Genomic DNA, 25,465 nt, shown 5'->3' with positions numbered 1-25,465 from the left:
AACAGTTTTGGTGGCGGAGTGAGACCGGCATGATACTGATTGGTTTGATAGCAATACTCTTTGGCGCCGGCCTCCTGTGCTGGGCCAGTGAAAGATACAACCCGCAGTGGCCAAAGTGGATTGCGCTGGCCGCCCTGGTGCTGAGCTTGGTGCTGGTAGCGGTGCTGGCGACAGCGAGCGCCGATCACAGCGGCGCCTGGCTGCTGCGCTTCGAGGCGGCCTGGATACCGCGCTTCGGGATCGGCCTGGTGTTTGCAATCGACGGCCTTAGTTTGCTGTTGCTGGCGCTGACCGTATTTCTCGGCGTTATCGCCGTCGCCACGGCCTGGAAAGAAATTACCCACCGGTCCGGGTTTTTCTACTTCAACCTGCTCTGGACCCTGGCCGGCGTGGTCGGCATTTTCACCGCCCTGGATTTATTTCTGTTTTTCTTTTTCTGGGAAGTCATGCTGATTCCCATGTACTTTATCATCGCCATCTGGGGCCACGAAAACCGCACCTATGCGGCGATCAAGTTTTTTATCTTCACCCAGGTGAGCGGGTTGCTGATGTTGCTCGCCATTGTGGTGCTGGCATTTTCCCACTACCATCTCACCGGCCAACTGACGTTCAACTATTTCGACTTGCTGCAAACGCCGCTGCCGCCGCAATTGGCCTACTGGCTGATGATCGGTTTCTTTATCGCGTTTGTCGTGAAACTGCCGTCTTTCCCGTTTCATACCTGGCTGCCCGACGCCCACACCCAGGCTCCCACCGCCGGCAGCGTCATCCTCGCCGGCGTGTTGCTGAAAACCGGTGCCTACGGACTGTTGCGGTTCGTGCTGCCGCTGTTTCCCGACGCGGCGCAGCAATTTTCAACGGTGGCCATGACGCTCGGCACTATCAGCGTGTTGTACGGCGCCTCCATGGCCTTCGCTCAACATGACGTCAAACGCCTGGTGGCCTATTCCAGTATCAGCCATATGGGCTTCATTACCCTGGCCGTATTCGCCGCCAACGCCCAGGCCTACCAGGGCGCGGTGATGACCATGCTCGCCCACGGTTTGAGTTCCGCCGCGCTGTTCGCCCTCGCCGGCGGCCTGCAGCACCGCCTGCACACCCGCGATATGCGACGCATGGGCGGTTTCTGGTTGACCTCGCCGCGGCTCGGCGCCATCGCCCTGTTTTTCTGCCTGGCGGCGCTGGGGTTGCCGGGGCTGGCCAATTTTATCGGCGAGTTTCTGATCCTGCTGGGCACTTTCCGCAGTGCGCCGACGTTCGCGGTGATTGCCGCGCTGGGTATGATCGCGGCACCGGTCTATGCCCTGCTGGTGATACAAAAAGTTTTTCACGGCGCGCCGGGCGGCGCTGATACCGACACTGCGGCGGCCGGTTCCTGCACCGATGCCGACCGGCGCGAGTTGAGTTACTTCTTTGCGCTGATCGCCGTCACGGTCTACCTGGGATTTTTCCCCCAGGCCACCTTCGAGTGGACCGCACCGGCGGTACAGGTGTTGTTGGATTTCTCCAGCGGCGGTGCCGACACCCTGGTGCTGGGCACCGCCGGCGGCGGGCGGTGACAGAAAGGCCGGAGGTGATTGCAGTGATGACGAGTACCCGCGGCGCGGGATAAATAAAGAACCACAGCGAAGCGCGGGCGCTTGAATTAGAAAACAAGTAATGGCAGTGCCGAATGGCGCTGCCTGAAGCCGGCACGGCGCGGGGTCGGGGTGCTTGAATTTTGACCAGACCTTTTCTGGTTAAAATTCAAGCACCCCGACCCCTTCGAAGGGGACCACGCCACTCGCAAACCGCACCACCTCCGGTGGCACGGTGTGGGGACGTAACTTCAGTTGCGTCCCCTTCGAGGGGAACCACTCCCCTGTGCTAATAGCACCGCCCGCTGTGTACTGCGAACCTGCCTTTAACCGACAAAGCGGTCACATGGCAGACGCAATCGGCAGGACATCAATACCCAAAGCAACACAGGAACCATTTACAACCATGAACGAAACAGCCTCCAACATCTCGGCGCAACAACTGCTCGCACTGCTGCCGATTATCGCGCTCGGCGCCGGCGCAGTCGCGGTAATGCTGATCGCCGCCTTTGCCCGCGGCCACCGCTCCGTCGCCGGTGCCACTGCGGCCGTGCTGGTCGTTACCCTGTGTACTCTCCCCTATGCCGCCCGGGAGGTCCCGACCGCCGTAACGACGCTGATGGTTATGGACAACCTGGCGTTGTTTGCCATCGCCCTGCTGACCGTCACCAGCCTGGCGATCGTGTTGTTCGCCTATCCCTATTTCCAGGTGCGGGCGGTGCAGCGCGAGGAGTTTTACCTGTTGCTGCTGTTCGCCCTGCTCGGCTGCCTGGTGTTGGTGAGCGCCGATCATTTCATCACCCTGCTGCTGGGCCTGGAGCTGCTCGGGGTATCACTGTTTTGCCTGGCCGCCTATAACGCCCGCGACCCGGTCACCGGCGATCGCTCGATCGAGGCGGGCATGAAATACCTGGTGTTGTCGGGGCTGGCCTCGGCGCTGCTGTTGTTCGGCATGGCGCTGATTTACGCCCAGTCCGGCCAGTTGCACTTTGCCGCCATCCGCCAGCCCGACGCCGCCGCGGGCACTGTCGACCTCGTCGTGTTTTACGGCGGCTCGGCACTGTTGCTGGCCGGGTTGAGCTTCAAACTGTCACTGGTGCCGTTTCACCTGTGGACACCGGATGTTTACCAAGGTGCGCCGCTGCCGGTCAGCGCCGTGATCGCGACCCTGTCCAAGGGCGCCATCTTTATCGCCTTTGTACGCTACGTGGTGTCCAGCAACAGTCTCGATAATACACAGTTGTTCAATGTGATCGTCATCATCGCCGCCCTGTCGATGCTGGTGGGTAACTGGCTGGCGCTGCTGCAGGACAATATCAAGCGACTGTTGGGCTACTCGTCCATCGCCCATCTGGGCTACCTGCTGGTGGCCTTTCTGGCGTTGCAGGGCAGCAATCTGGCGCTGGCGCTGGAGGCCTGCGCAGTCTACCTGGCGGCCTATCTGGCGACCATCGCCGCCGCGTTTGGCGTGGTGGCGATGCTGTCGTGTGACGATGCCCATGAAAACGATATGCTGCAGGACCTGACCGGGCTGTTCTGGCGGCGCCCGCTGCTGACACTGGCATTTACACTGGCGCTGCTGTCGCTGGCGGGTATTCCTTTGACCGTGGGCTTTATCGGCAAGTTTTACCTGTTCAGCGCCGGCGCCAACGCCGGTTTGTGGACGCTGCTGGGCGTGTTGATTATCGGCAGCGGTATCGGCCTGTACTACTACCTGAGATTGATTACCGCACTGTTTAAACCCTATGCGCACGGGACTGCGGATACGGCGGCGGTGTCGCTGGTGCCGGGTTATCTGGCCATGGGCCTGTTGAGCTTCTTTCTGCTGGTCTTCGGCGTGTATCCGCAGCCGCTGATCGAACAGGCCCAGGCGGCGGCTGACAACCTGCAACAACGCCCGGCGGTGGCCTTTGAGCCTGTCGAAAAACAACGTTTTAAAAGGTAGCGCCTCCGGCGGCACGGTGCGGGGACAGGTTTTACCTGTCCCCCTCGAGGGGGACCACGCCACTCTTAAACGGCACCGCCTCCGGTGGCACGATGCGGGGACAGGTTTTACCTGTCCCCCTCGAGGGGGACCACGCCACCCTCAAACGGCACCGCCTCCGGTGGCACGATGCGGGGACAGGTTTTACCTGTCCCCCTCGAGGGGGACCACGCCACTCTCAAACGGCACCGCCTCCGGTGGCACGATGCGGGGACAGGTTTTACCTGTCCCCCTCGAGGGGGACCACGCCACTCTCAAACGGCACCGCCTCCGGTGGCACGGTGCGGGGACAGGTTTTACCTGTCCCCCTCGAGGGGGACCACGCCACTCTCAAACAGCACCTCTCCCGGCGGCACGGTGGCGCAAGAACATTGCCGCTTGGCCAGACAGGTAGAAGAAATCGCAGTCTATTGCAAAGGTGCCTTCGAGGGAGGGGAGTGGCACCATACTAAGGGGACAGGTAAAACCTGTCCCCGCACCGTGCCGCCGGAAGTGGTGCCTCTGGAATAAGGAAACAGCACCTCTCCGCCAACTGGACCCTAGCCAGACGGTCCGGCAAAGGGTACTCTTTCCCACCGTTCCTCCACTGAGAGAAGAGGTAACTTTTTGCGACATCGGTGCAACTATAGCGGCAACCGATCGTATATAGTCAATAACGCAAGACCCCGTAAACAATAAGCAGTAGCAGTAACGCGACGGCGCTGCGCCCGGGCGGATCACTCCACAAGCCGCAACGCCGCCGGCAACCTTGCCAACCACCGATTTTGACAACTTTGACTTATGGCGTACGACAACGACGAACTTACCGATTTGATCGCCCGCTGCGCGATTCGCGATCAGGCGGCACTGAAACGCCTGTACGATACCACCAGCGCTTTTCTGAACCGGGTGGCCTTCAAAATCGTCGGCTCTGAAGAACTCAGCAACGACGTCCTGCAGGAGGCATTTATACAAATCTGGAACAACGCCGCCCAGTACCGCCCCGATATCGCCAAGCCACTGACCTGGATGACCAGTATTGTCAGATACCGCGCCATCGATAAACTGGGCCACGAAAAGAAACACCGGGACCCGGTCGACCCCGGCTATGACCTGGACGACCTGGATTCCGAAAACCTGGGCACTACCACCGCCGGCGGCAGCCCGGAGAGTTGCGCCATCATGCACCAGGAACGCGGCTATCTGCTGGAATGCCTGGATACCCTCAGCGAGCAGATCGCCGAAAGTTTCAAACTGGCCTACCTGCAGGGGTTCTCACGAGAGGATATCGCCTCGCAATTCGACACCAACACCAATACGGTAAAATCCTGGTTGCGCCGCGGCGTTGAGAGATTAAAAAGATGTCTAGACAGCAAACTGGCCATGAACGCATGAAGGACGCCGGGACACAGGCGTTCGAATACGTGACCGGCACCCTGCGCGGTACCGAGCGGGACGAATTCGCCCGCCAGTTGCAAACCAGCACCACGCTGCGCCGGGAGGTCAGCTTCTGGGAAGAGCAATTGTTTGGCCTGCACAATACCGAAGATACACTGGCGCCGAGGGCCGATACCTGGCAAAAAATCAGCGCCGGGATCGCCGCGCCCGAGCCACGGCTGAGCACGCCCGCCCGCCGGGGCCTGCTGGCGTGGCTGCCCTGGGGACTCAGCGGCGCGCTGTCGCTGGTGTTGCTGTTTACGCTGACGCTGGGACCGGTGTGGGAGCGCGGCGGGCCGCCGGCGCAACCCGCGGATTATGTCGCGGTGCTGACCGATGCCGAGGGCGGCGCGCGTTTGACGGCGCTGACGGCGGGCGACTCGCAAACCATGTGGCTGCAGTGGGGCGAGGTGGAGCTGGCGGCGGATCGCGCGCTGCAATTGTGGGCCATCTCCCGCAGCGACGGCGAAACCCGCTCCATCGCCGTACTGGAGACCACCGGCGCCGGCCAGTTGGCGCTGTCCGATGCACACTGGCGGCTGGTCACGGATGCGTCTTTCCTGATCCTCACCGAGGAGGAAAGTGGCGGTTCACCACTGGATGAACCCAGCGATATCGTGCTGGCGCGGGGCGAGTGCGTTAGATTCGAGCCCGGAACCAATCCCAGTTGACGCAAGCGGTGATACCACGCTCGCCATACAGCACTCGGAATACCGTGCACAACCCAACGCACTCATACTGCCAAACCAATACATTAAAAACGACTGCCATACATAAAAAAAGTGAAACAAAACTATGACACTCAGACGTTCCCTGATCTTTTTCGCCGCCGGCTGTCTCGGGGCCCTGGCCAACAGTCTGGCCGTATGGTTTAGCGGCGATATCGGCTTTACCACGATGTTTGGCGTCGCCATAGCCCCGGCACTGAGCGCCGCCTGGCTCTACCCGCGGCTGGTTTGGGGCGGTCTCTGGGGGCTGCTGTTTCACCTGCCGGTGTACCGCTCCCGCTGGGTGTTGCGGGGGACGGTGTTGAGCCTGTTCCCCACGGCTTTTCAGTTATTCGTGGTGCTTCCCTATTTCAGGTCGAAGGGCATCGCCGGCACCGGGCTCGGTATGTTGACACCGGCGTTCGTGCTCCTGTTCAACTGGGTCTGGGGTGTCGCCACGGCATTTGTGATCAGGGTAGCCAGATGAGGGGCTGTATGAAGAGCTGTATGAAAGCCTCTATAAGGGCCTTTACGGGGATCTTGCTCGGCACCTTCATCAGTTGTCTCGCAGCCGCGGACCCGAAACTGCCGGTGACGGACCCGCAGCTCGCCGCCTGCCTGACGCAGATAGCGCAAAAACAGCAGTGGGTTGAGCCCGCCGATTTCACTGAAATTGTCTGCCACAATAAAGGCATTGAATCCCTGCAGGGCATCGATGCCTTCGCTAATGTCACCAAGCTGTCGCTGCACAAGAACCGGCTCGCCGAGCTGAAACTGGTGGGCCTGCGGCAATTGAAGCACCTCAATGTCGCTAAAAATTCACTGCGGGCGGTGCATCTGGAAGGCCTCGATAACCTGGCAGAACTCTACCTGTTCAACAACCGGTTGACCGCCCTCGAGCTGCGCAATATGCCGGTGCTGGTGAGGGTGAAAGCCAACTCAAACCGGTTGCGCAGTATCACTCTTGCCGATGTCGGCGCCTTGACCAAGTTGTATCTGTTCAATAACAAACTCGAGACCATGGATATCACTTCGCTGAAGGCACTGGTTTACCTGGATGTGCGCCAAAACCCCATGCCCGATGAGTTCTATGACTTTCTCGATGAGCAACCCGGACTGACCGCGCTGCACGACGGCAACGCCGAAGACTGGCAATAGTCCCGGAGAATCGCGTACTATAGCGCCCTTGACTGCTAGGGCCTGTCTACACTCATTGAGTTAGCTCTGTTGGGCCTGAACAGGCGCCAATCTAGGCGAGAGGAGCGTGGTTTGGTAGCATCAAATGAGCGACGAGCAACGACGAGTGGCGCCTGTTCAGGCCCAACCCGAAGGGCTGGGCCTCTCTCGCCGCTCAGCAGCGTTATCAGTCGCTCATTTGGCGCTACCAAACCACGCTCCTTCTGCCTTGCTGAGCGGCGAGAGAGGCCCAGCAAAGCTAACTCAATGAGTGTAGACAGGCCCTGGGTCTTGGGGGAATATTGAACTACGTCTGCAAACTGGCGGCCGTCGCCGTGGGTTCGCTGCCCTGCCTGGAAGCGGCAGGCGAGACGAGCCTGGACTACGGGCTGCGCCTGCGCTCCGCCAATATCGATGTCGTGAAAAACAGCGCCGAATCGTTATCGGCCAAAGTCCGCCTGACGCTGTCGCATGAATTCACAGAGCAAAGTAGCGCGCTACTGCAAGTGGATCATATCGAGACGTTTCTCGACAACCGGCACAGCACGGCGCTACTGGCCAATGACAACCCGCTGGTGCTGGATACGCCCGCCACGGAAATCAATCAGTTGTTACTGTCCCATCAATGGGACGAATACGGCCTGACCCTGGGCCGGCAGGTGATTGAATTCGACGCCGAGCGCTTTGTCGGCGATATCGACTTCTGGCAAAACGATCGCACTTTCGACGGTATTTCCCTCAACGCGGCACTGTGGTCCGGCTCGCGCCTCGCGTACGCCTATGTCTACAACGTCAACAGAATTTTCGGCGACGACGCGGGATCGCGCCTCGATCCGCAGGATATCCGCTTCGATGAACTCGACGGACGTCGGCCCGCCGGGCAATGGGGCGATCACCGGGTGGACGGCCACTTTTTACACCTGAAGGTCAAAGAGTGGGACTATGTCGAGTTGAGCGGCTACGGTTTCGCGGTGCATAACTACGATCAGGTTGCCAATTCCAACCGCACCCTGGGGCTGCGCAGTAAGTTTCGCTATAAGCCCGAGTTGCTGCAGTATACCGGCATCGTCGAACTGGCGCGGCAACAAAAACAAACGTCGGATGTGACGGCCTGGATTCCCTACTATTTACTTGAGGCGGGGTTCGAATACCGCGGCCTGGAGCTGAACCTGAGGCGCGAGTATCTGGGGCAGAAAAGTGGCGAAGCCTTTATCACGCCACTCGGCTCGCGCCATGAATTCCAGGGCTGGGCCGATCTGTTTAATGTAACACCGGTGGAAGGGGTGGACGATCGCTCGATCCGTCTCAACTGGCGCCAGCGGCCGTGGCAGATCGATCTGCGCTTGCACCGTTTTTATACCACCAAAAATACCACAGCTATCGGCGATGAAATCAACCTGGACCTGATTTACAAGCCGCACAGAAAACATGAGGTAAAAATACGCTTCGCCGACTACCGGCCGGAGTCGGGGCAAACCATCGCGCCGGACCGCACCAAGGGGCTGTTTATCAGTTATAGCTATAACCTTTGAGCGTTGGCATCGGCACGTTGACATCGTAGCGTTGAATGGACTGCCGGCGCCGGACACTGCTTGCCTGAGTGGCGCGTTACCTGTCGCCGAGGTTTTGCGCTAAAAACTGCATGACTTTGGTAAACAGCTCGGCCTGCTCCCCCACCCCGCTAAAGCCGTGCTCCCCTTCAGGGAATACATGCCAGGTAAAAGGCTTTTGGTATTTTTCCAGCATCAGTTTCAGCCGGAAAGCGTGTTCAATATCAACGATTTCGTCTTTGACGCCGTGCATAATCAACAGCGGCCGCTGCAACTGCTCCGCCAGGTAAACGGGAGATACAGCTTTCAGGTCTTCATACTCGGCCTCGGTGTCGCCGACATACTCTTTTAACCAGGCATCCTGCCGGGTATTGATGTCCGGCCCGTTGAGGTACAGATTCACGTCGCTGACCCCCGCTACCGTAATTGCACAACGATAAAAATCCGGTTGCTGAAGCACCAGCATGGTTGCGGCGTAGCCGCCGTAGCTCATACCGAATGCACAGACATTACTACCGTCGATATCGGCCCGGGATACCACTTGCAGGGCAGCCCGATGTATGTCCGTCAACATCAGTTTGCCCCACTGTTTGCGCCCCGCCTCTTTCAGTTCCGCGGTATAACCGCTGGAGCCGCGAAAGTTTACCCTCAAGACCGCATAGCCGTTGGCCGCCAGAAACTGGGTTTCCAAATCAAAATAGCGGTGGTCAAAAATACCTATAGGACCGCCATGGGGCTGGACGATTAACGGATAGGGCTGATCGCTTTTCCGCGCCGGCAGGGTCAGCAGGTAGGGAATCTCCAGCCCCTCCACCGAGACGGTCTGTTCGACCAGGCGGCTGCCCAGTGTCTCGGCCAAGTGCGGGTAGTGGCTGCCGACAACGCGCTCCTCGCCGGTGTGATTGTTCTTGAATACATAACGGCCCGGCTGACTGTGGCCCTCTTTAAATACCAGCGACCGCTTACCCGACTGGTCGTGACTGACGAATGATTGGAAGCTGGCTGCGGTCGTCGCGGCGGCCGGCTGCGATAGCTGGCTGTCCAGGTAGACACTGTGGATGCCGCCGTCGCGCAGCACTTCGACGCCGATCAGCGTATTGTCCGGCGGCAATAGGATAAGGTCGATAATTTTAAATGACGCGGTTTCAAAGACCAGTGTCTCCTCGTCAGTGGCATAGTTGATCTTGTAAACCGTGCGCTCTTCCTCTTCGGCAAAGTCCAGGCAGTAAAACGTATCGTCATTCTCCGCCATCGCGATGGGAAAGGTGCGGCTGCGCAGGGGCGCCGATGTGTCGTAGGCCAGTTGGTTCAAATCTGCATAGCGCCAGGTCTGCAAGACTCTGGGCTCGCCGTCGCCGTCAAATACATTGAGCACTAAATCCCTGTTTGCCGTGTAGCTCAGCACGGCAGCCGGCGCACCGTGGCGATCGATAAACCAACGGGTGGCATAGCCCCTGACTGAAGCGACCTCATTCGCCTTGGTAAACTGCCCGCCGTCCTTTTTCGTGAGTTTACTCAACTTTTGGTTATGTCTGCCCAGCTTGCTGATCTTGAGCCTGTAGACTTTCGAATACGGGCCGCTTTTCGCATAGAGAAACGTATCGGCCTGGTCCGGCAGTGAATGCACCAGCCACCCCTTGGTGCGAACCCTGAAAACCTCGACGTCGGCGGACGCCGTCGCAGGCACTCTGACTACCAGCAAATATTGTACATGCCTGGTATCCAGGAGATCTTTGACACCTTTTTTCACCTCGGAGAAATGTGCGGCTATATGCCCGTCATCCACCCAGGTAATCGCCCGAATACTGGCGTTTCTCTCGGTAAACTCGGCCGGGTTCAGTAGGGTGCTGGTCGCGCCCGAGGCCGGGTTGATCAGCTCCAGTCTCTGTCCGTCCGGTTTGTTGGTGATAGCGGCGATATACTTACCACCGGGGCTGAGTGCGGCCGCGGTCATTTCCGGTGCCGAAAAAAAAGTGTTCGCCTCGACGCCCGCCCGCACCGGGTAGCTGAGAATGGCGCCGGCCAGTGCCAGGTACAGTAAACAGTGGCGTATCATCTAATCCCCTGCTCCCCGATCAACTCGGCAAAAAAGTCATCTCTTACTCCGGCACCGGAGCGCAGGGGAGTGGTTGCCAGGCGTGCGCCCAGGCGGTTCTCTATCAACGCTTTGTCCGCCGCCATACGGTTGATAAGTTTAACATCGATGTGGCGCGTACTTCGCTCCGCATCGATAAACAGCTTGCCGACATAATTAACCCGGTCTTTTTTGATACTGAAGCGCCACTTGCGCCGGTACTCGGTATCCATCAGGTAAGGCAAATCGAAATAGGGGGCTTTAATGGAGGTGATTTGGTAGAGCCCTTCCGGTATGGCAAAAAGATACAAGCCATTGGTCTTGTGCTTCAACTCCACCACTATTTTCCTGGCATTCTTTCGCACTTTGGCCTTTTGGCCGGGCTCGAGATAAGCCTGTCCCCTGACATCGAGCCCGACAAACTCGAAAGACGGCGCCGCGCCGCTGATATCCAGGTTTATCAAAAAGTAGCCCTGGTTTTTTCTCAGCGGCGCGGCGCTGTCCGGCACGGTGAGCACAAACGGCTTTACCTCGGCCGCGGATTTAAAGGGTAGGAGCAAAAAACCGGAGATGGTTGCCAAATAGACCAGCTTTGATAAGTGCAAACCGTACGAACCTGCAAGTTTATATAACGAAAGCCTGATAAGGCTTTCCAAAAAAACGACGTAATCACAACAGTAACGAGAAGGCGTTGGCAGTTGGCTCTACAAGTTGATTCTACCAGTTGACCCCACCAGCGGATCCCAGTTGACTTCAGTTGGCTCTACTATCAGTACTATCAGTTGACTTTACCAGCCAGTACTATCAGTTGACTTTACCAGCCGCCTTTGGCATGTTGAGTTGCCGTATCATATCTCTGCTCGAACGGCAACGCAACGAGACTGTTGCGTAAATCTATTGTGCGAAACTTCGTCGTAAACAACCGGGTAGCCATTGGCTGGTAACGGGTTACTAACTGACTGACAACTATACTGAGCAGATAGTTGGCAACTGTTTTAATAACCCTATAGACAAAAATAGACAAAAATAGGCGCCGAGCAGTAGGAACTAAATATGCAAAGGGTTTTATCAGGGGTTTTATCAATGTTTTTATCACAGGCTTCACTGAGAGAGGCCTTTTCAAAACGGGTTTCTCAAAAAGAGGCATTGTCAAAAAAGACACTGCCGGCAGGGGTGTCTTCCCGCTCCCGTATCATTACCACACCTGCCTTTGCAGTCATCGCCCTGTTACTGCTGGGGGGATGCGCCGGACAGGTTAATATGCTGCCGACCCTATCCGAGCAAACCCGGCCGCAGGCCGATCAGGGCGTCGTGGTCGCCCGGGTCATCAACGCCAGTGCCTATCCCCTGCCATTCAATCAACTCACGATTACGCCGGAGAACCTCAACGAGTCCAGGCAGATCAAACCGGAACGATTAGTGGCCCCCTACCCGCTGGTCGACAGCAGCTCGGTGTTCTCGGCACCGGTTGCCGCCGGCAGCTATTCACTCAGCAGTATTCGCGCGTTTTACAGCAACGGCGACTATTGGTACAGCCGCTTTGTCAGCGCCGATGCGCGCTTTGGCACTTTCGAGGTCAGGCCCGGACAGGTAACGGATTTGGGGACTATCATTTATTACCCGAAGTCCCAGGAGGATAAATATATGGATATGCTGTTGCGCCTGCCGGCGTCCGAGCCCGGCGAGGTACTGGCGAAGTACTTCCCGTTTTACCCGGTAGAGCCCGCTGACATCCTCAGTTGGGACAGCGACGACTACGATGAGGAACGGGAGTCGCTGTATGTATCGGCAGCCCAAAACCCGGTTACCTACGATGCCAGCTACCTGGCGCCGGATGACTCCCTTTACTTTTTGGCGAAACTGGGCGTCATTGTGAAGCGCACCGCCGACGGGGAATGGGAACTGGATGCGGTGGACACCAATCTCGACCTCAACGCCATTGCGCAGAATAACAACGGCGACATAGTGGTCGGCGGCGGCGAGGGACGCCTGTTCTGGAAACCGGCGGGCGCGGACTGGCGGGACATATCACTAGACCACAGCTACGCCATTGAGGAGTTGCTCTTCAACGGTAACACCATTGGTGTATTGGCGCGGCAAAGGACCAAATTGAGTCTTATGCGCGCCGACATCGCCACCGGCCCAATACAGTGGCAGGCAGTCGATCACTATACGTCACTGCAGGGCTGGCACAGCATGCCCGCCCCGGAAGAGGGAAAAAGCCGCAAAAAATCGCCGCAAAGACCCAGAAAAATTGCCGATGCGACCTTATCGGCAATCGGCGATGAGACTTACCTGACCGTACGCACACTGCCGGCCCGCCAGGACCCCGTGTTTACCAACAGCAAGCCCGAAGTGTTCGGTTATCGCGGTGACGCCTGGCAGGTTTATGTCCCGGAGAATAAACCGGATGTCGCAGCCGTTGTCCAGGCGGGCGCCATCAAACTGGGGATCAAGCTGGCAAGTTTTTGGTCGTGGTCGGGGCGGCCCAGTTATTTGAAGTACGTTGAAAGCTCAGGTCAGTGGGAGGAGATAGCGACTTACGTGCTGCGTTGCGGCGGCGAGATAAGTGCCGACGGCAACTGCGCCGTCGGCGATAAGACCATCAGGGGTAAACGCCGCAGCTTTAGTCTGCGCACCGTTCCCTGGTTTAAAAACGACCGTCAGGCCATAGCCGCGGTCGCCTTCTCCAATGTCAATCCCTGGTCAGGGGAAAGATCCGTCGATACCAAGTTGCTGGCCACAGAGGATGGTGGAAAATCCTGGTCCGACACCGGCCACAGCTTACCCAAACCCTATTGTTACTCTTTCGTGCCGGAAGTGACAGATCGCCTGATGGTCTCCTGCAATGGTTCATCGGGGGATTTTTACGAGTCGCTGGACAATGGCGCCAGTTGGGAACACGTGCGCCAGCATGAAAATTTTTAAAGAACAACAGGGGAATGTCCTGCGAGGCGCCAAATCATACAATACGATGCCAGTACGCCCGCCGATTATATCGACATGCTCGAGGATGACTGGAGGCGGGAGAAGGTCGAAACCCTGAGGGCGATTATCAAAGCCAAAGCGCCGGACTTTTATTTCTGTGTGTACCCTTGCACCTGTAACCACTGCATAAAATTGCGCACCTTGCTCAGCGTCGCCTTCTCCGGCAGACAGTAAGCGCAATATTGGCTACCGGCCAGAACGACATCGGGTCGCCAGGGTACCAGCCACTTATTTTTCACAAACTCTTCGACCAAAACTGCACTGGCAAGCACCAGACCCCGGCCCGCCAGAGCGGCGTTGATGGCGTAGTGCTCCTGGTCGCAGCGGGTGATCTCCGGCGTCCGGTTAAACGCGGCAGGTGCCCGCGCGAGCCAGGTGCGCCAATCGATATTGGCAGGCCCCGGTTGCTCCCAGCGGGTGTCGAACAGACGTATAGGCTCAGCCGCGGCCAGGCCATCGATATAGCTTGGCGTACCATAGGCACCGATGGTCCCACCGCCGATAGGGGTTTGCACCAGGTCGTCGTAAACGGCAGTACCGCAGCGGATCAACAGGTCTACACGCTTATCTCTCTGCGGGTTGACGCTTTGGGTAGCCGTCTCAAACCTAAGGGTCACACCGGGGTACCGGCACTGGAAGTCGGTCATGCGGTGCACCAGCCACAACGCGGCGAAAGCCGGTGTAGTACTTATCGTCAGTATCGCTGCGTCTGCCACCAGTTCCTCCAACGCCCGGCTTATGGCCAGAAAACCCCGGTTGACGGCGCCGGCCAGGCGCGCGCCCGCTGCGGTGGGTTCGACGGCGCGGGTGCGGCGCACAAACAGGGCTATACCGAGCTGTGATTCCAACCCGCGGATCTGGTGAGAGATGGCGGTCGGCGTCACCACCAGCTCTGCCGCCGCCGACTTGAAGCTGCCCAGGCGGACGGCGGCCTCAAAGGCGCGCAGCGCAGTGGGAGATGGCAGTGACTTGAACATATAGATGAATATTAATTATTTATTTTTGTCGTTATACCCCGCCTTCGGTCCACTTTGCAACCGCTCCTCCCGGCTTGGGTCACCGCCAGGTGTGCAACCAGGTTTGCTACTGCCGCACGGTCACTATGCTGCGAATAATCATAGTTACAGTCACTATACCCCTGGTACTCGAAGGCAGTTTGACGCACGGCTTCAACGCCGGGGTAGTGACTGCGTGAGTTGATATACGCGCCCCAGGGTGGCGACAAGACAGAATGAAGTTCTATCATAGAGCAAATTTTTTTCACTTATAGGGAAAATATAAGGGGCGCTTCCCCCGCACTTCAGGACGAGGGCAGGTAACAATTTTTTAGCTTGACAACGTTGTCTTTCGCAATCAACAATGCGCCCATTACCGTCGACCGCCGGAGCCGTCCATGCCACAGTCATTCGTAAGGATTATGAAAGCCTGTCTGCTACTGTCCTCTCTCAGTTGCGCCACAGTGGGCTGCAACCCATGGTCAGCCGGCGCAGATGCGACCACTGCCGATACGCCTGAGGCGATATTTTTCGACGACTTCCACTACACCACCTTCGACGCTTTCCGGGCCAACGGCTGGCGCGCGCGCACCGAGACCGGCCACCCGGGCGTCGTCGGCGCCACCTGGTCGCAGGACGGCATCAGTTTTCACCCCGCCGCCGCGGGGGCCCGCAAAGGTATGGTGCGCCTGACCAGCGTTACCGACGGCAGCGCCGCCAACACCCGGCACACCCAGTTCTGCCATGCGCGCAAGTACCTCTACGGCACCTACGCCGCGCGGGTGTACTTTCGCGACGCGCCGAGCCAGGGGCCGGATGGCGACGAGGTGATACAGACGTTTTACGCTATCAGCCCGCTTGAGGAACCCATGCATCCGGACTACAGCGAAATGGATTTCGAGTACCTGCCCAACGGCGGCTGGGGGGAGGGCGAACTCGCGCTCTGGGCTACCAGCTGGGAGACGTTTCAGCTCGAGCCCTGGACCAAGGTCAACGAGTATGACACTACCTTCGGTTCCCTGGAGGGCTGGCACACCCTGACCATGCATGCCACCAAGCACCAGTTGCGCTATTACATCGACGGTCGTCTGTTCGCCGAGCACTCCGCCAAGGTCGCCCCGGAAGTTCCCATGTCGATCAATTTCAATCTCTGGTTCACCGCCGAGGGCGCCATCGATTCCGACGCGCTGCGCAGTTACCAAGAGGATGTGGACTGGGTGTTTCACGCAGTCGGGCAGCAATTGAGCAGCGCCGAAGTCGAGGCTCGGGTAGCGGCGCTGCGCGCTGCGGAAGTGACATTTACCGACAGCGTGGCGGAGATGACGCCACCACTGCCCTCTCCCTGCGGGCTCTGACCCGCGCGACTTTCTGTAGGGGGGCCAGCCGCCGGCGTGGTCCCGCAACCGTTCATGCCCCCGGGTAGTTATGATCGGTCCAGTGCATAAATAACTAATAATCAACAAAAAAATGAACACAATCACGCTGGTATCAAAACGGCCGAGGTCGCTTTACCATCGCGACCTGGCCATCGAAGACGGCTGGTCTGAGAGCCATTTCGAACTCTGCAAAGACCTGCCCGCCCAAGTTTTCGAACAACGACTGGCGGCCTTGTATGATCAGTTGCCGCAAACCCTGTTTCTGTATGGCGGCACCCACTGGAGCACCGAGTCGGGCCGGCCGACGCTGGTGATCGAGCGGTTATCGGACCAACTGGTTCGCATCCGCTTTTTTGAAGCGCTGTGGCAAGGCTCTGCCATTCGGTCGTTTGGCCGGTATCTCACTGCCGCCCAGGCCTCAATTGGCGCCGTCCACAATGCCGAAGCCGACAAGCTGAGATTGGTTCGCTACTCCCACCACGACGATATTTTGCCGCTGTTGACCGCAACTACCACCGCGCCGGCGCACAGTATTGAGCTGGCTTTGCCTAACAACCGGGCCCCGGGCAACTGCGATCGGCCCGGTCTATTGCGAGCTGTCGCCCGGGTACTCGCCAGCTACCAGGGCAGCCGGCAGGCAGAGGTGGCCTTTGCCGAAGCCGTAGACAACCCTATCTGGATAGACTTTGACTTCCATTCCGCCGTCGTGGACCTCGCGCATAACTGGCGTGAGGCACCGCCCACTGTGCGCCTATTTAACAGCAGTGCAGCGCGCGCGCAGTGTGGCGTGGTCTTTGGATCGACAACTTTGACATCGACAACAACAGTGTTTCCCATCAGCATTCAAATACGCGGGGAGAGCGGACGACTTGCCGTCCGCCAGGGCCTCATGTGCGAAGACCAAGTGAGACAGCTTGCCTGCGCTATCGAGTCCTCGACAAGGGGGATGGAACCCGATTTTCCCGACTTGCGTTTTACGGGCGGCGCCGCCAAAAAAACCTGTGTTTTTCTCCATGCGTTTTCCCAACAGCTACACCGATCACCAGAGGCAACCGCGATTCACTTCACAGGGAAAACATTCAGCTATCGCTGGTTAGACGAGACCGCCAGCAGTGTGGCGCTACAACTATCGACGGCCGGGGTGACGGGACCTGAGCCGGTTGCAATCTACCTCGATCGATCACCCATACTGGTGGCCAGTATGATAGGCTGCTGGAAAGCCGGCTTGTCTTATACGCCCATTCCACCGGATACACCGCCGCGACGTATCGCCACCATGCTGGCAGGCGCGCAGGTTAACGTTGTTCTCTCTGACCTGCCGGCGGCCAACGCTTTCGACCTGCTGGTAATCGACCCGTCTAAAGCACCCGCGCCGGCACCTTTCACCGCGCGCTCTGCCGTCACCGCCTATACCCTGTTTACGTCGGGCACCACCGGAGCGCCTAAAGGGGTGAGTATTTCGCACTTGGCAATCGGCAATTTCTTGACCGCCTGCCGAAACAGATTGCCGGAAGCGGCTATCTCACGCGTGATGGCCGCCACCACGGTGGGCTTTGACATCTCCGTGCTGGAAATATTTCTGCCGCTCTATTGCGGCGGCCAACTGGTTTTATCACCACATACCCTAAGCAGTGATCCGGATGCGGTGATCGCCCTGGTAGCGCAATACCGCCCGACCTTGTTGCAAGGCACCCCGGCGGTTTGGAAGATGCTCGAAGCACTCTCGTTCATCGCCCCCACCGGTTCGACGCTACTGGTCGGCGGCGAGGCGCTGCCACAGGCACAGGCCCGCTGGTTACTGACCCAGAGCCGATCGGTGTGGAATATGTACGGACCCACCGAAGCCACTGTGTGGGTCGCGGCCCAACGGCTCGAACACCGGCAAGTCGGGCAGTCGGGTATCCAACCCATCGGCGGTGCGCTAACCGGTTGCCGCCTGCACCTTATCGATCCTTTTGATCGACCGGCGCCGGCAGGTGCACTGGGGGAAATCCATATTTCCGGGCTATGCCTGGCGCTCGGCTATATCAACAGCCCGCGACTAAGTCGTGAAAAGTTTTACTTCAATTCCCGACTGGCCACCCGCCTCTATCGCACCGGCGACCTGGCGGTGTTTGATCAGAGCGATTGTTTCATCTTCAAAGGCCGCAATGACCACCAGGTAAAAATTAACGGATACCGCATTGAACTGGGTGATGTCGAAGCAGCGCTTGGGCAGGTCCCGGGTATATCGCAAGCGGCGGTTATCGTGCAAACAAGCGGTAGCCCTCGGCTGGTCGCGTTTGTGACCGCAGCACAGCCTGTAAAAACAGATGCGCTGGCTGTCGAACTGAGCCAGGTCCTGCCCGGGTATATGATCCCGAGCCGCATTGTTCAAATCGATGCGATGCCTTTAAACAACAGCGGCAAGGTCTGCAAGCACACATTATCTGAACAGCTTTCCCGCCCTGAGGTCGAGGCGGCGCACCCGATTACCGCAATCTGGCAGCGCTGCCTGGAAGTGGAGCAACTCGATGAACAGGCATCGTTTTTTCACAACGGCGGCAACAGCCTGATGGCCGTTATGGCGTTGTCCATGTTGCGCAAGCAGGGTTACAACGCTTCGCTAAACCACTTCTATCAGGCTGAAAGCCTGGTACAGTTTATCGAACTGGTTGAGAAAGAGAAAAGCCATAACCTGGCGACAACAGCACCTCACGGTGTGGTCAACATGCCGAATTACTGCTGGTTCAGGCAGCGCAAAGACCCGAATCACTGGAACGCTCCGGTACTGGTCGAAACACCACCGGCGATCACGGAACAGCAACTGAAAAAGGCGTTGCAGTTCTTGCTGCAGCGCCATGAGGAACTGCGGGCAATCTGGCCCGGGTCAAAAAAATATCGCCAAAGTGTATCCGGGTATTGGCGCCACTTCACACTTGAAAACGACGACAAAGACCAGGTCACAGAGATATGCCGGCGTATACAAGCGCAGATTGCAATTGCCGGGCAGCCGTTTCTCGTCGCCTCTATTGACCGCCCCAGGCAAAACCTGCTGTTTATCTGCACTCACCACCTGTTGGTGGATCATCTATCCTGGCAGGTTTTAATCGCCGAGTTGGCTGAAATATTTTCAGCTCTGTGCAAAAACCGGCAACCCCGCCTACCGAGCGTAGAAACGACGCTCAATGATGCCGCCAACGCTTACTTGCAGGCGTTCAAAAGGGGAGATGCGGCGAGAGACTTTTATCCGATTGTCAGCCAGGAATGGGAACTGACGGAAACCGGAAAGCTGGACGTCTCGGCTCGGGAAGATACTCGCCTTGCCAGCCTGACCCATGAACTCCCCCTGCTCCCCCTGCGCACTGCCGCCGAGCGACATCAACTGTCGATGCAGGCGCTGCTGGCGGCGGCGCTTGCCCGCAGCTACTGCCTTGTCAGCGGCGCCCGCGCGCTATCGCTCAACCTGGTACACCACGGGCGTACCAGCAATTATTTCGGCGACCTGGATTTCAGCAACACCATCGGCTGGTTTACCAACTATTACAACGTACTGCTGAAAGTGGAAAGCTCGATAGTGAGCACGGCCGTAGCAGCAGAGAGGGCACTGGCCAGGATGCGCGGCAAAGAGGCCCTGCAAAGTATTATGCAGAGCTACTCTGACAACGCTGAGGAAATAGCCCGGCGGCTTTCTCATCAACTTGAATTGAACTATGTAATCGCCGGTAGGCATGCAGAAGCCATCGATCTTTCCGATATCCCCGTCGGCGACACCGACGGTGCGCTCGCGGCGCACACCAAACCCTTTTTCAGGGCTGTCCAGTCTGAGCAAACCTTACTGCTGCGACTGAATTTCACCCAGTGTTACGACCCCGCGCAGATGCAAACACTGGCAGGCGAAGCTATCCGGCAACTAAAACAACTTGAGCAAACTACAGTGGAAGCAAATGGCCATGGCGCTTAGCAACAAGGATCGAGCCAGTTTTATAAAAACCACCCTGAAACTGGCCGTACCGCTGACAATTCAGTCGGTTTTCTTTTCCTCGAAATCATTGACCGACGTACTGATGCTGGGCCAGCTAAGTGACGAAAGTGTCGCTGCTGTCGGGGTCGTGGCCAGGGTGTTTATGATCGCAACATTCATTATTTACGCAACAGCCAACGCCGGCGGCACACTGATCGCCCAGTATTTCGGTGCTCGATCAAACTTGCGCATAAACCAGGCTTTTCAGGCGACCATGTTGGTGACGGTTGGTTTCAGCCTGCCGGTCGTAGCCGTCTTCCTACTCTGGCCGCAGTGGATTGTCGGCGTTGCAACCGTCGATCAGGCGGTGATCTCACAGGGTGGCGATTACCTCAAGATCGTCGCCGTGCAATTGGCCTGCGTCGCCTATGTGTCGTGTTTTGCGGCGGCGTTGCGCTCTATTCATCTGGCCAACGTGGCAACCCTCTACAGCGTGCTCGGTGTGATCGTCAATATTGTCTTGAACTATGTGCTGATCTTTGGCCACTTCGGCGCGCCGGCGCTGGGTATCAAAGGGGCCGCACTGGCGACGGTAATCGCCTCGATAGTCGAAGTCGTTGCGTTGACGGTCCACGTGAAGGCAAAAGGCGCCGTCCTGCAATTATTCGGCAGGTCGCTGTTGCAGTTCAACGAGATAAGGTCGGTTGTAAAGCTCGCCTGGCCGGTCGCTTTAAATATGACGACCTACTCCGTCGGCTTATTCGCCTATGTGGTTATTTTCGGCAATATCAGCACCGAGGCGCTGGCGACCATCAGCTTGTTGACCCCGATTGAGTCAATCGCCACCTCCTTGTTGCTGGCACTGGCGTCTGCCGTTGCCGTGGTCATCGGCAATGCGATTGGTGAAGGCCGGGGCTCGGAGCATGTCTACCAACTTGGCCGACTGGCTACGCTGGTCAGTATCGCTTCGGCGATAGTTGTCACCTTGTTGATGTTGGCATTGGAGCCGCTTGTACTCGGTTGGCTGCACGGATTTTCGCAACAGGCGGAATCGATGGCATCCATAGCCTACAAAATTGTCGCTGTGGGTGTAGTGGTAAGGGCACTGCCTATCGTGCTGATCATCGGTGTCCTGCGCGCCGGCGGCGACAACCGATACTGCCTGTATCAGGACCTGATTTCCCAATGGGGAATCGGCGTGCCGGTAGTGGCGCTGCTGGGGATCGTGCTCGGCCTGCCGCTACCTATCGTCTTTGCTTCTCTGTTCCTCGAAGAGCTCGTCAAAGTGTTCGGCTCCCTGCATCGGCTTCGATCCCGCAAGTGGGTGAACAATTTTGTGGGGGCGCCGGCATGAACTACGATCATATGGTGCTATCGCCGCACCTGGACGATGCGGCGCTCTCCTGCGGCGCATCGATCAACAAGTGGGTAGAGCAAGGCAAGCGGGTTATCGTGGCGACCTTCTTTACTCGCTATGATCTGTCTGCCGACTCACTAACCGATTTTGCCAAACAAGTTCATGCCGAAATGGACTTGACGGTCGAAGATGCTGCGGCGCGTCGCCTCGAAGATCATCAGGCGATGTTGCAGCTGGGCTGCGACTACGTCTATCTCGATGCCCTGGATGCCATTTATCGCTCGAACGGCGAGTGCGCCCACAACAGCTATGCCGCCTTGTTTGCCGATTTGCCCGCCTGGGAAAACGTTCATATAGAACAATTGTTTCGCCAACTTGCGCAGTTGCTGGAGAGCCATCGCACCGGCGAAATAATAGCCCCGTTAGCGGTCGGCAATCACATTGATCACCAACTGGTAAATCGGTTGGCGCAACGCCTACAGGCGGATTATCCCGTGCGTTACTACCCGGACTACCCCTATGTTGACCCCGAATTCGGACCCAACCGGGAGGGGGAATCGCAGTACTCACTGGTCAATACGCTCGCCAGGCCGGAGTTTACCGGTTTGAAGGCACGGCGTGAGGTTATCGCTGAGCGTCACTTTCAGGCAAAACTGCGGGCCATCGGCGCCTATCAGTCACAGGTGGATTATCTGTTTGAATCCATGCCGCGCATGGAGCAGATGTTGCGCAATCACAATCAGGTCAATACCGCTGAACCTATGGTGGAAACGTTCTGGAGCCAACCATGAAAAAACTACATTCCCTCGGTGAACGCGTCTATGACACCTATGATGTCGAATCCTACTACGGTGAAGAGGAGTTGCGCTTTCTCAAGAAACGATTGCCGCTGCGGGTATTGAGCGAGTCGGATTTTGCCGCTTGGCAACGCCAGGGCTACGTTGTGATAAAACAGGCGGTATCACGCCGGCAGGCCCTGGCGACCTACCATGCCATGCTGGATTTCGCCGGGCTGGACCCGGACAATCCGGCGCAGTGGAATGACTTTCCTGATTTTCCAACACAACAGCACAAAGACCTCCACGTTATCGGCATGATCGAGTGCTACCACCACCGAACACTGTGGGAAAACCGGCAAACGCAACGGGTCTATGATGCCTTCGTCGACATATGGGATACTCACGACCTCTGGGTGACACTGGATCGTATCAATCTCAACCCGCCGAATACAGGGACGCGGGCCATTAACCCGTTCATTCACTGGGATATCGACACGACACTGACGCCACTGCCGCAACGGGTTCAGGGCATACTGGTATTAAACGACAACTCCCAACAGCAGGGAGGCTTTCAGTGCGTCCCGACCCTTTACCAGGAGTTCGATAAATGGGTCAGCCATCAACCCGATAATCGCGACCGCTATGTCCCCGAGTTGAGCGCCCATCACGCCATTGTCGTGCCCGAAGTGCAAGCGGGTGATCTGTTGATCTTCAACGGCTTGCTACCGCACGGTATTGCGGCAAATCGCACTCGACACCAGATCAGGGCGGTGCAGTACCTGTCCATGATGCCCGCTGTCTATGCCGCCGATAAGGTACTGGCCGACCGCCTGTTGAGCTATCAAACCCTGTCCACGCCAACGTGGGATGCATCCCTGGTGGGAGACCCCGTGCTGCATGAACAACAGCGCTATCGCAGCCCGGCGCTCTCAGCGCTGGGGCAACGGCTGTTGGGGGCGCAGCCGTGGTAAAACATGTGTGCATGGCATTGCCGACCAATAGAGCCTGTGCAAATGCCATTACCGACCTGTATCGAGAAGCCGAGTATGCCGTGCGGCACTTCCCGGTGGCGGCCAGCGTCCTGATTGTGGACACCTCGACGGATAGCGCTCTCGCTGCCAATCGGGCCGCTGTCAACAAGTTGCCGCGAACTGACGGCATCAGTGTTGCGCATCTGGATAACAACACCCAAGTGTCGCTGCTATTGCAAATCACTACCGAGCCCTCCCTGGTCAGGCAACTCCTGCCGGAGACCTGCTCGTATGGGGCGGCAACCAATCGCCTGTTTTTGTTTGCCAATTGGCTCGGTTGCCAATCGGTGCACCGCAGAGATTCAGACAGCCGTTACCAACGTTGTGACCAGGATGCCGTTTACCCGATTGCCGCCGAATTGCCGCATATATTCTGCGACAAGCTGGAGTCGAGCTGGATGCTCGAACAGCCGCCCCCCGCCCGTGCTTTGGAGCCCAACTGGATAGTAGGCGGATCTTTTATCGGCCCGCCATCGGTCGATCTGTCGGGCCTGAAACAGGCATCCCGTTCCATCCTGGCAAAGCTTCTCAAGCTGACGGTGCCGGACGGTATTGAGATACCGGGCGATGTCCTGCTGCGCAGATTCGACAGCGTGGCCGAGCCCCACCTGGTCGATGAATTTACCCTGCAAGATCACGCAAAGTTTCGAGTCGATCTTTGTAATATCGCGTTTCGCGATATTCAACAACACCTGCCGGTCCCCAACATAACCGACACCATCGGCAGCGACTACTTCTCCCTGGAGTTGCTGAGACGGGCCGGTAGAGTGCCGGTGATGCACAACCGCCATATCGTCAATCAATACCTGGACAATCGGCAAGCTGAGCAGAGCCAACCCATTTACCAGCGGCGCCTTGTCAACTACGTGCTTTACATGTGTCTTTTCAACTGGCTGGCAAAGGCGGCCACGTCCGTATTCACCGATGCGCACGAGATAAGGCTGCAACCGCTGCGGGATAGGATCGGCGCCGCTTACGACGAGACCCGCGCGCAAGTCGAGAACCATCTCGATCAGATGACAGCGTGGCATTTGACTTTACCGGGGATGTACCGGGAGATGGGCCGCACGCTTAGAACCCGGCGCAACCCAATACTGACTTGGTATAAAGAGGAAGTGAAGCAGTTTGAGGCACTGCTGGGCGCCTGGCCGACACTGATGTTGCGGGCGCGGGAATTGGGCTCGGCAATGGCAGTCGATCCCATGGATCGCTACGCCTGAGACTCTATACCGCGCAGTAAAACTGACGTTACAAACCGTGCATCGGTTCCACTTACAACAACACTCGGGGGATAGAAAATATGAAATTCCGGCAGTACTTTCCCCTGTGGTTGCAGATTATGGTCGGCGGTCTGGCCACTGCCGGCGGCCTGCTGGCAATGCGCCAGGAGCCCGCCATAGTACCGCCACCGCCCAGACCTGAGACTTTGGTGAATGTGGTTATCGCCAAGCCGGATAGCTACAGTCTCCGTGTGAGAAGTCGGGGCACCGTGGCACCAAAGCGAAAAATAGATGTGGTCGCGCAGGTTGCCGGCCAGGTGGTGGCAGTGGATGCCTCATTTGTCGACGGGGGGTTCTTTACCGAGGGAGCGGCCCTTATCCATATCGACAGTCGTGACTACGAGTATGCCCGCGACAGCGCTCGCGCCCACCTGGCCGCAGCAGAGGAAAGCCTGGCCGTCGAACAGGGGCGCGCCCGCCAGGCCCGTGGCGAGTGGCGCGATCTGAACAACGAAGCGGCTAACGCACTGTTTCTGCGCAAGCCGCAACTGGCAACAGCCCGGGCGCGTTTGCAGGCGGCCCGGGCGGCACTGAAAAAAGCCGAACTCGACTTGCAGCGCACCCGTATCAGCGTGCCTTTTTCCGGCCGCGTGCGCCGGACCTTTGTCGACCTGGGACAGTATGTGACGCCGGGCACCCCGGTAGCGGCGGTTTACGACACCAGCGTGGCGCAAGTCCGCCTGCCGCTGACGGATAGACAGGCGGCGCTGGTCGACCTGCCGCTGGGCTTTCAGGCCGATGCAGATAATCCCGGACCGCCGGTGTTGCTGCGGGGTCAGGTGAGTGGCAAGCGCTATCAGTGGCAGGGATATATTACCCGCACCGACGCCAGTATCGATACCCGCTCACGGCTGCACTACGCCGTAGCGGAGGTCGCCGCCCCCTTTGCACGCCGCTCCATGGCACAACACGGGCCGGACCACCCCGACGCACCGCTGGTCGTCGGGTTATTTGTCGAGGCGGAAATCAAAGGGCGCCGGCTGGAAAACCTGGTGCGCCTGCCGGCAACGGCAGTGTTTAACCGCGACCAAATTTACCACCTGGACGCGCAACAGCAGATAGTCCCGACCCGGGTAAAGCTGTTACAACGCGACCGCGACTACGCCTGGATCGAGGCGGGACAACTGGGCGGGGTCGCCGTGGTGGTAAGTCACCAGGCTTATATGGCGCCCGGACTGAAAGTCGTTGCCAGGACATGGACCGGCAATCAGTTGGTGGATGCCGGGGAATAG

General features: G+C 58.1%; 18 protein-coding genes. 15 read left to right on the top strand and 3 right to left on the bottom strand.

Annotated features, from left to right (window positions below):
• Positions 1-29 precede the first annotated feature (29 nt).
• The 7 genes from nuoM to FKG94_RS20000 all read left to right on the top strand — a co-directional run bounded on the left by nuoM (position 30) and on the right by FKG94_RS20000 (position 8,392).
• Positions 30-1,559, top strand: a complete 1,530-nt coding sequence (gene nuoM / locus FKG94_RS20030; RefSeq protein WP_142928720.1) for an NADH-quinone oxidoreductase subunit M — start codon at positions 30-32, stop codon at positions 1,557-1,559.
• A gap of 424 nt (positions 1,560-1,983) precedes the next feature.
• On the top strand, positions 1,984-3,522 hold the full coding sequence (locus tag FKG94_RS20025) for an NADH-quinone oxidoreductase subunit N (protein WP_142928719.1): 1,539 nt from the start codon (positions 1,984-1,986) through the stop codon (positions 3,520-3,522).
• A gap of 819 nt (positions 3,523-4,341) precedes the next feature.
• A complete protein-coding gene (locus FKG94_RS20020) occupies positions 4,342-4,935 on the top strand; it encodes an RNA polymerase sigma factor (protein WP_142928718.1) in 594 nt (197 codons plus the stop codon).
• Entirely contained in the window at positions 4,902-5,648 is a 747-nt protein-coding gene (locus FKG94_RS20015) for an anti-sigma factor (RefSeq protein ID WP_142928717.1), read from the top strand. The genes FKG94_RS20020 and FKG94_RS20015 overlap by 34 nt, the downstream gene beginning before the upstream one ends.
• A gap of 124 nt (positions 5,649-5,772) precedes the next feature.
• Entirely contained in the window at positions 5,773-6,171 is a 399-nt protein-coding gene (locus FKG94_RS20010; protein WP_142928716.1) for a hypothetical protein, read from the top strand.
• 20 nt (positions 6,172-6,191) lie between these two features.
• Positions 6,192-6,842, top strand: coding sequence for a leucine-rich repeat domain-containing protein (locus tag FKG94_RS20005; protein WP_142928715.1), 651 nt, complete (start codon positions 6,192-6,194; stop codon positions 6,840-6,842).
• Positions 6,843-7,162: 320 nt separating this feature from the next.
• A complete protein-coding gene (locus FKG94_RS20000; RefSeq protein WP_179957736.1) occupies positions 7,163-8,392 on the top strand; it encodes a hypothetical protein in 1,230 nt (409 codons plus the stop codon).
• Positions 8,393-8,468: 76 nt separating this feature from the next.
• On the opposite strand, the gene FKG94_RS19995 is transcribed toward FKG94_RS20000, so the two are convergent.
• Positions 8,469-10,466, bottom strand: coding sequence for an alpha/beta hydrolase family protein (locus FKG94_RS19995; RefSeq protein WP_142928713.1), 1,998 nt, complete (start codon positions 10,464-10,466; stop codon positions 8,469-8,471).
• Positions 10,463-11,089, bottom strand: a complete 627-nt coding sequence (locus FKG94_RS19990) for a hypothetical protein (protein ID WP_142928712.1) — start codon at positions 11,087-11,089, stop codon at positions 10,463-10,465. Before FKG94_RS19990 ends, FKG94_RS19995 begins: the two co-directional genes overlap by 4 nt.
• Positions 11,090-11,567: 478 nt before the next feature.
• On the opposite strand from FKG94_RS19990, the gene FKG94_RS19985 reads away from it, so the two are divergent.
• Positions 11,568-13,412 (top strand): beta propeller repeat protein, encoded by a 1,845-nt coding sequence (locus FKG94_RS19985; protein WP_142928711.1) that lies wholly within the window; start codon positions 11,568-11,570, stop codon positions 13,410-13,412.
• Positions 13,413-13,561: 149 nt separating this feature from the next.
• Here FKG94_RS19985 and FKG94_RS19980 read toward each other — a convergent pair whose 3' ends face one another.
• On the bottom strand, positions 13,562-14,449 hold the full coding sequence (locus FKG94_RS19980) for a LysR substrate-binding domain-containing protein (RefSeq protein WP_142928710.1): 888 nt from the start codon (positions 14,447-14,449) through the stop codon (positions 13,562-13,564).
• Positions 14,450-14,865: 416 nt separating this feature from the next.
• Here FKG94_RS19980 and FKG94_RS19975 point away from each other — a divergent pair, with 416 nt between their 5' ends.
• The 7 genes from FKG94_RS19975 (at position 14,866) to FKG94_RS19945 (ending at position 25,465) form a co-directional block, all read left to right on the top strand.
• Positions 14,866-15,822 (top strand): glycoside hydrolase family 16 protein, encoded by a 957-nt coding sequence (locus tag FKG94_RS19975; protein ID WP_142928709.1) that lies wholly within the window; start codon positions 14,866-14,868, stop codon positions 15,820-15,822.
• A gap of 112 nt (positions 15,823-15,934) precedes the next feature.
• Positions 15,935-19,786: a non-ribosomal peptide synthetase gene (locus FKG94_RS19970; RefSeq protein WP_142928708.1), complete on the top strand. Its 3,852-nt coding sequence runs from the start codon at positions 15,935-15,937 to the stop codon at positions 19,784-19,786.
• Positions 19,776-21,140: an MATE family efflux transporter gene (locus FKG94_RS19965; protein ID WP_179957735.1), complete on the top strand. Its 1,365-nt coding sequence runs from the start codon at positions 19,776-19,778 to the stop codon at positions 21,138-21,140. Before FKG94_RS19970 ends, FKG94_RS19965 begins: the two co-directional genes overlap by 11 nt.
• Entirely contained in the window at positions 21,137-21,934 is a 798-nt protein-coding gene (locus FKG94_RS19960; RefSeq protein ID WP_179957734.1) for a PIG-L deacetylase family protein, read from the top strand. The genes FKG94_RS19965 and FKG94_RS19960 overlap by 4 nt, the downstream gene beginning before the upstream one ends.
• Positions 21,931-22,893 (top strand): phytanoyl-CoA dioxygenase family protein, encoded by a 963-nt coding sequence (locus FKG94_RS19955; protein ID WP_142928705.1) that lies wholly within the window; start codon positions 21,931-21,933, stop codon positions 22,891-22,893. The genes FKG94_RS19960 and FKG94_RS19955 overlap by 4 nt, the downstream gene beginning before the upstream one ends.
• Positions 22,894-22,904: 11 nt before the next feature.
• Positions 22,905-24,173, top strand: coding sequence for a DUF6271 family protein (locus FKG94_RS19950; protein WP_142928704.1), 1,269 nt, complete (start codon positions 22,905-22,907; stop codon positions 24,171-24,173).
• A gap of 80 nt (positions 24,174-24,253) precedes the next feature.
• The gene (locus tag FKG94_RS19945) at positions 24,254-25,465 is read left to right on the top strand and encodes an efflux RND transporter periplasmic adaptor subunit (protein ID WP_142928703.1); all 1,212 of its coding nucleotides are present in this window, start codon (positions 24,254-24,256) and stop codon (positions 25,463-25,465) included.

This window comes from Exilibacterium tricleocarpae, from assembly GCF_007004655.1.
GTDB lineage: Bacteria > Pseudomonadota > Gammaproteobacteria > Pseudomonadales > Cellvibrionaceae > Exilibacterium > Exilibacterium tricleocarpae.
Note: the sequence above shows the minus strand (reverse complement) of the source record. Positions and strands in the feature narration are given on the sequence as shown.